Annotated in this window: 7 protein-coding genes; 6 read left to right on the plus strand and 1 reads right to left on the minus strand. The window is 53.7% G+C overall.

Annotated features, from left to right (window positions below; all coding sequences use genetic code 11):
* The 5 genes from IOB61_RS12505 to IOB61_RS12525 all read left to right on the plus strand — a co-directional run.
* A partial coding sequence (locus tag IOB61_RS12505; RefSeq protein ID WP_290817183.1) for a hypothetical protein occupies nt 1-856 on the plus strand: 856 nt, incomplete at its 5' end.
* Nucleotides 853-1290 carry a rhodanese-like domain-containing protein gene (locus tag IOB61_RS12510; protein ID WP_290817186.1) on the plus strand — a complete coding sequence of 146 codons (438 nt, stop codon included), beginning with the start codon at nt 853-855 and terminating at the stop codon, nt 1288-1290. The genes IOB61_RS12505 and IOB61_RS12510, both read left to right, overlap by 4 nt.
* A 1029-nt stretch (nt 1291-2319) precedes the next feature.
* Entirely contained in the window at nt 2320-2904 is a 585-nt protein-coding gene (locus IOB61_RS12515) for a TetR/AcrR family transcriptional regulator (protein WP_290817189.1), read from the plus strand.
* Nucleotides 2901-3485: a TIGR00730 family Rossman fold protein gene (locus IOB61_RS12520; protein WP_290817192.1), complete on the plus strand. Its 585-nt coding sequence runs from the start codon at nt 2901-2903 to the stop codon at nt 3483-3485. Before IOB61_RS12515 ends, IOB61_RS12520 begins: the two co-directional genes overlap by 4 nt.
* A gap of 462 nt (nt 3486-3947) precedes the next feature.
* On the plus strand, nt 3948-6155 hold the full coding sequence (locus IOB61_RS12525; protein WP_290817195.1) for a ParB/RepB/Spo0J family partition protein: 2208 nt from the start codon (nt 3948-3950) through the stop codon (nt 6153-6155).
* Nucleotides 6156-6320: 165 nt separating this feature from the next.
* On the opposite strand, the gene IOB61_RS12530 is transcribed toward IOB61_RS12525, so the two are convergent.
* On the minus strand, nt 6321-7100 hold the full coding sequence (locus tag IOB61_RS12530) for a hypothetical protein (protein ID WP_290817199.1): 780 nt from the start codon (nt 7098-7100) through the stop codon (nt 6321-6323).
* Nucleotides 7101-7425: 325 nt separating this feature from the next.
* On the opposite strand from IOB61_RS12530, the gene IOB61_RS12535 reads away from it, so the two are divergent.
* Nucleotides 7426-8415 carry a zincin-like metallopeptidase domain-containing protein gene (locus tag IOB61_RS12535; protein ID WP_290817202.1) on the plus strand — a complete coding sequence of 330 codons (990 nt, stop codon included), beginning with the start codon at nt 7426-7428 and terminating at the stop codon, nt 8413-8415.
* The last annotated feature ends 18 nt before the right edge of the window (nt 8416-8433 follow it).

The following is an 8433-nucleotide window of genomic DNA, read 5'->3' on the forward strand; positions in this document are numbered from 1 at the left end:
ATACGCAAGCTCCAATGCAGATTATCACCCCTACTACGAACTTACCAGCCAAGCACGTGACATGATCGATGCCATTCGCGCCACTCGTGTGCAGGCAGGCGCTCTGGGACTGGTAGAAGACGGTCGACTGTTCTTAACAGGTTATTCGCAAGGCGGGGCGGTCGTGCTGGCAACACAACGCGCGATTGAGGATATGATACCGGCGGACGAAAAGTTAACTATCACAGCAGTTGCTTCCTCTGCTGGCGCGGCGATGATCGGTGAAATGGCAGAGCAGGTGTTTGCCGGCCAGCCCAGTGTTGGCGCGACGGGATTTTTCCCGCTACTCATCAACAGCTACCAACGGTCTTATGGTAACATCTACGACCAACCAACCGATGTCTTTGCCGTGCCATTCGACGCAATTGCGCAGCCTGGACGCCTACCAGGCGTAGAGAGTTACGGGCAGTTGCTAGCAAGCGGGAAATTGCCGCTAGCATTGTTCGACCGCGGCGACGGCAAGCCTTACCTTGTGAATCCAGCGTTCCAGCGCAAGTTTAATGCAGATTCCCAGCACCCTTTCCGTCGCGCGCTGGAACGGAACAATCTGAATGGTTGGACGCCAAAAGCACCGCTTCTTCTGTGCCATGGCCGACAGGATGCGCTCGTTACGTTCGACAATACCCAAACTGTGTATGCCGATTTCAAAGCGCGTGGCAGCGCTGTCCGGCTAATCGATCTGGAAACCCAGCAGGGCTTCTTGATGGCGTTGGACGCAGCGTCCCGAACTGGACCTCGTGCAGCGCGTTACCACTTTGTCGGCATGCCGTTTTGCCAAGCAGCGGCACGTGCCTACTTTAAGGATATACAAAGATGAGTAGCCAACATCGACGGATGGTTCTCATGAAGGGTTCAGGTTCGTTGGGTCTGCTACTCGTCGTTCTAGGCTTTCCTGTTGCCGCCTTCGGGCAAGACAGTTCGATCAATCTCTATCAGGCCCGAGCGGAACATGAAGCTCGTAAGGCACTCCTAGTGGATATCCGTGAACCGGAAGAACACGCTACGGGCGTGGTAGCAGGTGCTCGTCTTCTGCCTTTAAGCCAGATGCCTGCATGGCTTGTTGAGTTCCCGCGAGACCGTCCGGTCTTGCTCATCTGCAACACCCAAAACAGATCACGCGCTACTTTGAGGTCTTTGCGCCAACGCGGGTGGACTAACTTGCGTTATGTCGAAGGTGGCATGAGCGAATGGAACCGTCGCGGTTGGAAGACTGTCAAGCCACCCGGCTCCGCACAAGCGTCGAACAAGTGATGGTTGCGCCCGAAGACAGATTGAGAAGCACAGGCTGACGAAACAGGTCAGAGTCGCGGTGAACGCGTCGAGACCCGCCACGGCTCATCCAGCGTTTACATCAGAGCTACTGCAAGCAGTGACGAGCGTTCTGGCGTTCAGTTAGACGTAGCTTGGAGATGGCTAGGTTTTCCTCGGCCAACTAAGAAAAACACATATAAGCCAGTGACACCTAGTAAGCCGGTAAAGACAGCAAAGCCAGTGATCCCAAATGTGGACACATAGGTTGAGGTTGCCAAGTGGTAGCCAAAATAAGCGACATGGATCAGCGCGCGTGCCATAGAGGCTAAACGGGCCCAGGCCGCCCACATGAACACCCCGATCGCAGTGACGCCAAGTAAGAGCGAATAGATGAGGCCAACAAGGTGCTCCCAATGGCCGTACAGTTTCAACCGCGCATGGTGAAATCAGGACCGCAAGCGGAAAGCTTATCGCGACCGGAACAAGTGCATGTGCAATATTCTCAACATTTGTAGAGTCTAAGTGAAAACAGATTTGCTCACCTATTGGAGCTGTTTGTATGCACTGAAACTTATGTCGGCGATCCTGCGGTGTCGCTTCAGCTGTAGTCACAGGAATAGGCGGATGAAACAATTTCCGCCTTCGCCCGGTCCAAACCCGAACCCAGTTGCAATCGGCCAAAAGTCGCCAACGCGTGATTATCCGGATTGAACCCAACCTATGGCCATAGCGTAGCCCTTTTTTTACTGAGACAGCCTTTGCCGCAGGCTCTGCCTCCGCAAATGCCGTGTTCGAGTTTGAGCGCGCGAGATGGATAGTCTGGGGGTTTATCAACTTCGTCAGCGCGCGAAGCGCAATTCTGACCAATCTCCGCTTTGGCTTCAGGGCCAGCAGCGGCTAGACATCTTAATTATAATACGCTACGTATCGAATATGAATGATGCAAGCCCCTCTTTGAGATATGAAGTCGAGTGTCGGCCGCCAAATCCGACTGCAATGCGAGCCTCAATTAAAGCGGGGCGTCCAAAGGTGGCAGCAACAACAGTGACGATTCACCAACAGGCGCTTATGGTTGCTCAGGAGCACGGAGTCCACGCTGTCACCATTGAATCGCTTGCGAAGATAACGGGCATTGCGAAGACGACCATTTACCGGCGATGGCCAAGCGCTGCAACGATCGTTATGGATGCTTTCTTGGAAGAAGTGGGATCGGCAATATCCTACGAGTATACAGGGGACATCGTCGCTACCTTCAAAGCTTCAACCCAAGCATTCGTTAATCGCCTTAGCGAGTTGGATGGCGATCTGCTGAGACAACTTGTTGGTGAAGCTCAACGCAGCCCGGTCTTGCTACACGCCTTTATGACCCGTTGGATTAATCCGAGACGTGCTATGGGCTTCGAAGTCATCGCCAAGGCGATTGAAGCCGGCGAACTGCGCGTGGGCTTGGATTCGGATGCTATTCTGGATGCGATATACGGTGCCATCTACTATGCGCTACTTATCCCCGTTCAGCAGAGTATAAGCAGTGATCGCATCAATTTCATCATTGAAGCGATGTTTTCCTCGCACCTAGCAGCCAAAGTCGATGTTGTTTCCGGAGCTCCTTCATGAAGCGGGTTTGTGTGTTTTGTGGTTCTAGCTCTGGTGCTTCACCCCTGTTTGAGCAAGATGCTCGTTTCCTTGGACAAGCGCTTGCCGCGGCTGACATTGAGTTGGTTTATGGAGGAGCCTCCGTTGGGCTCATGGGAGCTGTTGCGAATGCGTGTTTGAAAGCTGGTGGTCGGGTCATTGGCATTCTACCCAAAGCCCTGGAAGCTAAAGAAATTGCACATAAGGAGTTAACGCGACTTCATATCGTTGACTCTATGCATGAGCGCAAGGCGATGATGGCCGATATGTCGGATGGCTTCATTGCGCTCCCTGGTGGGCTAGGCACGATCGAAGAATTGTTTGAGATTTGGACGTGGGGACAGCTCGGATATCACGGCAAGCCTTTTGCGATCTACAACACGCTAGCCTACTATGACCAATTGCTCCGCTTCCTTGATCATGCCGTGGAGGCCCAGCTTGTGAAGGCGGTCCACCGTGAAATGCTGATCGTTGCGACTGATGCTACCAGCTTGCTTGAAAGAATGAATGGTTATTCGCCACCTTCTGTCGCAAAGTGGACCGACCGTGTCCTAGTCCCTTGAATTCCGGCCAGCGGACTCGGAGACCCTCCAACAATCAAGTTGGCTGGGTGCGCGCAGACTCGAAATAGCTTTCGCCGCCCGCGTCCCAAACCAGACCATCCGAGATCCGCCAACCATTACTAACACTAGGCAGTTGTGGCCGAGCAAGAATGCGTTGAGTTTTGGGCCTCAAAATTGACCAGAACGCCATTCACCACGGTCTTGAAAATATGCAAATCGACACGCGCTTATAGAGAGATGGGTCTGTCGGGCTTTAAGGTTGCTCAACACAATAGCGCTTTCACCAGCCCTACCTGCGCGCCCTATTCGAATGCCCCCGTCCACCCCAGCCGCGCAAGGGACGGCTCGCGCCTCTGCGCCCTTGCGCGTCTGGTTTGGCGTGGGCCGGTGAGATGATTGCCGCGCAGGCGGCCCTGGTGATTGATGTCCAACACTAGGAACTCCCATAGGGAGATTAGTCTCATGTTTCACGTTCAACTGTTACCTTTGAAGGCGTTACAGCCCTCCCCTCTCAATGCCCGTCGCATTGATAAGAAAATCGCCATTGATGAATTGGCAGCCTCCATTCAGGCTCATGGCCTGTTGCAAGGCTTAAGTGTCGTCGATGTCGGTTCTGGCAAATATCAAGTCTCCGCTGGTGGTCGCCGATTGGCCGCTTTGAAGCTCTTGCTTAAGCGCAAGGCCATCACGTCTGATTTTGAAGTGCCCTGTCAGATCGTTCCTGCTGACTTGGCCGAAGAAGCGTCCTTGGCCGAGAACGTCCAACGTGTTGCCATGCATCCCTTGGACGAAGTCGAAGCCTTTGGTCGTTTAGCCAATGAAGGTCAAACCGAGGATGCCATCGCTGTCCGCTTTGGTGCGAGTGTTCGCCATGTTCGCCAAAGATTGGCCTTAGCCGCTCTATCGCCAACGTTGAAGGATGCATTACGAAAAGGCGAACTTGGCCTTGATGCCGCACGCGCCTTTTGTCTGGTCGCTGATCATGAGCGCCAAGATGGTGTCTTCGCGATCATGACCAAGCCTGTCAGCAATGCCTATGCGGTGCGGTCTTATCTCACCCAAGGAGCCGTTCGAGTAACCGACCGGCTTGCCAAGTTTGTGGGTGTTGAAGCCTATGAGGCAGCCGGTGGCATTGTCCGTCGCGATTTGTTTGACGATAGCCTTGTGTTCCTCGATAGCCCGGATCTCTTAAATGAACTGGCCACAGCCAAGCTTGAGGAATTGCGTGCGCCACTTTTGGCTCAAGGCTGGGGTTGGGTGAGCTTCAATCTGGGCAATGGTCGAGCCGACGGTGGCTCCATGCATCGCATTCGCCCCGAATGGCATCAGCCGACTGAGGAGCAAAAGGCCGCTGCGCATCTGATACGGGACAGAGCTTCTGAGATTGAGCAAGCACTCGCGTCTGATCCAACAGATGAGGCTCTGATCGCTGAACTCGAAAGTCTCCGTGTCAAAGCCCACGAGATGGCCGAAGCCTTGTCCTTCTTCGACCCAGAGAAAAAGGTGCTATCCGGTTGCGTCATCTCCATCGATTTTGAAGGAAATCCGGATACAATCGTCGGCATTGTTGCCAAGGGTGATCAGAAGAAGATTGCTCGGATCGACGCACGACGTGACGCCGAGAAGGCCAAAGCTGAAGCCGAACGACGCCGTGAAAAGGAGCGTCTTGAGGCTGAGGCGATACCTGCACCTGAGCCTGTGGCCTACACACCCTCTCCTGATGGCGTGACCGTCCTTGTGATTGATCCAGCCGCCGGTACCGCACGGATTGCGAGTCAGAGCACAGGCGAAACTAACCCTACAACGGATGTGGTTACCTCAGGTGCCGAAGGTTCTGAAGACGTCATCCCAACTACCCTCGAAGAACGTCCACCATGGGAAGAAGATGAGCCTGCGCCAGTCAATACGTCCGGGTTCACCCAAAAGACTCTTAATGAGCTCACCAGCGCACGAACGCGCGCTATTCGGACTCATCTTTGTGAGGCACCGGATGTGGCCTTAGCCCTATCCGTCTATACCTTGGGATGTCACTTCATGGCGCTGACCGGCCCTGTCGGCATGAGCATCCATGCCTTTGTGTGTCATGCCCACTCAGACGCTGAACCTCTAACCTCGAAGCGTGAGAACTTGAAGGCATTGGACCTATATGAGGAGAATTGGTTTGAATGGTGCTTGGCCCAAGGACCAGAGGTTTTGCTTCAAACCCAGGCACTCCTAATCGCTTCTACCCTTGATCTCAGTCATAGCGGCAACACACCCATCTGTCGCCGCAAGCAAGAAGTTGCCGATATCCTCGCCACGCGTCTCCAAATTGACATGACCAAATGGTGGGCACCAACTTCTGACTTCTTCATGGGGCTAAATAAGGCTCAGATCGCAGATGCGATCATGGAAAGTCCTGCTGTTTCGGAACTGCCCACTGCTATGGATCGTGAGGCGTTTGAATCGACACTGATTGGCAAGCGCAAGGATGAGTTGGCCCAGATGGCGGCGCAGACGCTCGATGGCACTGGCTGGTTGCCCAGCGTGATTCGAACGGATGGATTGATCGATGTAGCCGATCTTGGTGAGACGCCTGCTTTTGAGATTACTGAAGATGGCATTGCCGCTTTGGCAGAAGCTCACGCGGTTGAGCCAGATCTTCAGTCAGTGGGCATCGCGGCAGAGTAGAGGGTTATATCTGACTACTAATAAATAGTGCTGCGCGCTGGATGATCGGCGCGCAGCACAACTTTCATTCTGATACTTGCCTAGATATCTTGCGGCGATCCCAGCCCGCCAACTCGACTCGTTTGAGAGCGCAACAAATTCTTGGCCGTACGTTAAAGGGCTCGGTCAGAGAGTTGGATTTGTTCGGGCCATAGCAAAGCTTGCAATATAGAAAAACCCTAGCAGTAAACTGAGAATATAAGGCTCACCATCATTAAAAGACTGCCCATGGGCCCAAGCGTTTCGACGGTGCCCGAGTCTTTGGAAAAGGGGCGGCGCTGGTTGGCCATTGCCAATATCAGGTCGCCTCAGAAGATGATCAAAGCGTCCCAATGCAAACTTGTGATCTTCATCCAGATTCAACGCCAGGATCTGCATTTTATCGTAGAAGGAGCTTACTGCCATTGGCGGCTTTATGGTTTTTGCCTTTCCATCCCTACCAAGGAGACCAGCTTCTTCTGGAATGTCAATTATAGCCTTCCCATTATCATCCCAAGCATTTGTCCATTTTTGCGCAATGAATTCCAAAAGTGGGAATGCAGCTAAAGTTGACAGCGCCTCGCCATTCTCGATAGCTATATGCGGCCCGAGCGACCCTCCGAAAATCCGTCGTTGGACGAGAAGTGCATTTACCAGCCGCCATCGGTAGATCACGTCTTCCGAGTAAATCTCGTTGGTTCTAAGTTCGGCGGTCAAAACCTTTGCAAAATTTTGTATGTGAGTTTCATCAAGACTGTAGGATACTCGAGCGCCACCAAAATTGGTTTCCTCTCGTATAAACTTCGCTGATATAGCTCGTTTTGCACCCACAAACGCTCGCATATCTTCATATACTGCTTCTGCAGAAAATTCCTCCATTCCGACCCCCAATAAAATGAGCTTGCTATATCCGTGATGTTTATTCACTTCGCTATTGCATAAGATGCCATTCCTGGGCAACGGACTTTCGAGGAATATCAACTCTGTCCTTCTGCGAGATAGAAGGGCCTTGGCAAGATCGACGGACTCCACAAGATAGCCCCCATCGGCCCAAAATCCCTGCACCCCTGTCCGCCTGCCCGCAACCGTTCAGTCGGGCGCTAGCGCTTCCGCCCCGGTCTGGACAAGGCGAAACTACCGGGGTGCGGGCAGGCTTTCAGGGGTGCGGTTTGTTGATCTCGGCCGATAGGGGCGGGGCGAGCTCATGGTGAGTATCGCGTAACGCAAAATTCCATCGGCGGAGGTCTCCGCCATGTCACTTTCAATCACAGCATCTCGTAATTCCCGTTATTCATCAGCGTCCGATGAAGTTCGTCTGACACCCCATGAGCGTGTCACAGCCCAGATTAGTTCTCTTCTCGAACGCGGCGTTCGCCCATGGATCAAGCCATGGGATGATATTGCCCCTCCTGATGCTTTGGTCTTGCCCTTGCGCTCGTGCGGGACGCCCTATCGCGGCATGAATATTATCGCCCTTTGGGCTGCCTCCTTGGAAAGCGGCTTCAGGTCTCGCCATTGGTTCACGTTCAAACAAGCCTTGGCCATGAAGGCTTGCGTCCGCAAAGGGGAGCGTGGGTCCTTTGTGGTCTATTATACAGAAGTGGGCGATAGGTCAGAAGGTGACGGCAAGCCTACTCGGGCTCCCAAGTCTGCGGGCATCAATGGCGATGAGACTGGTGAAACCCGGCGTATTCTGCGCGGCTATACCGTGTTCAATGCCGAACAGATCGAAGGTCTGCCTGAATCCTTCTATGCGGCTCCTGAAGCGCCAGTTGTTCCGCCTACTCCGATCACCCTCAGCGAAAATGAGACCCGTTGGGTTTCTCTCTTCGCGCGCATCCCCGTCACCCTGCGCCATGGTGGCAATCGGGCCTTCTATTCCAAAGCCGCAGACTTCATCCAAATGCCCCTTCGCGAGGCCTTTCGAGATGGCAGCCATTATTGGGCAACGCTTGCCCACGAGACCGCCCATGCCTCACGACACGAGAGCCGCCTCAATCGCGACTTTGGTCAGACCCGCTTTGGAGATGCTGGCTATGCACTAGAGGAACTAGTCGCTGAACTCGCTAGCGCCTTTATCGGAGCGCACATTGGCCTCCCCGCTGATCACCTTGAAGATCATGCCGCCTATATTGATGGTTGGCTCAAAGCCCTTGGCGATAATCCCTCGTTTTTCTTGACAGCGGCGAGCAAGGCACAAGCTGCAGCTGATTGGGTGTTGGCCCAGATGAAGCGGGAGTAAAGGACGTTGCGCTTCGCC

Source organism: Aquidulcibacter sp. (assembly GCF_020253525.1).
GTDB lineage: Bacteria > Pseudomonadota > Alphaproteobacteria > Caulobacterales > Aquidulcibacteraceae > Aquidulcibacter.

Bases quoted from the DNA above. Each gene is read 5' to 3' on its own strand.
- IOB61_RS12520 (WP_290817192.1), top strand. From the start codon at position 2,901: ATGAAGCGGGTTTGTGTGTTTTGTGGTTCTAGCTCTGGTGCTTCACCC.
- IOB61_RS12525 (WP_290817195.1), top strand. From the start codon at position 3,948: ATGTTTCACGTTCAACTGTTACCTTTGAAGGCGTTACAGCCCTCCCCT.
- IOB61_RS12510 (WP_290817186.1), top strand. From the start codon at position 853: ATGAGTAGCCAACATCGACGGATGGTTCTCATGAAGGGTTCAGGTTCG.
- IOB61_RS12535 (WP_290817202.1), top strand. From the start codon at position 7,426: ATGTCACTTTCAATCACAGCATCTCGTAATTCCCGTTATTCATCAGCG.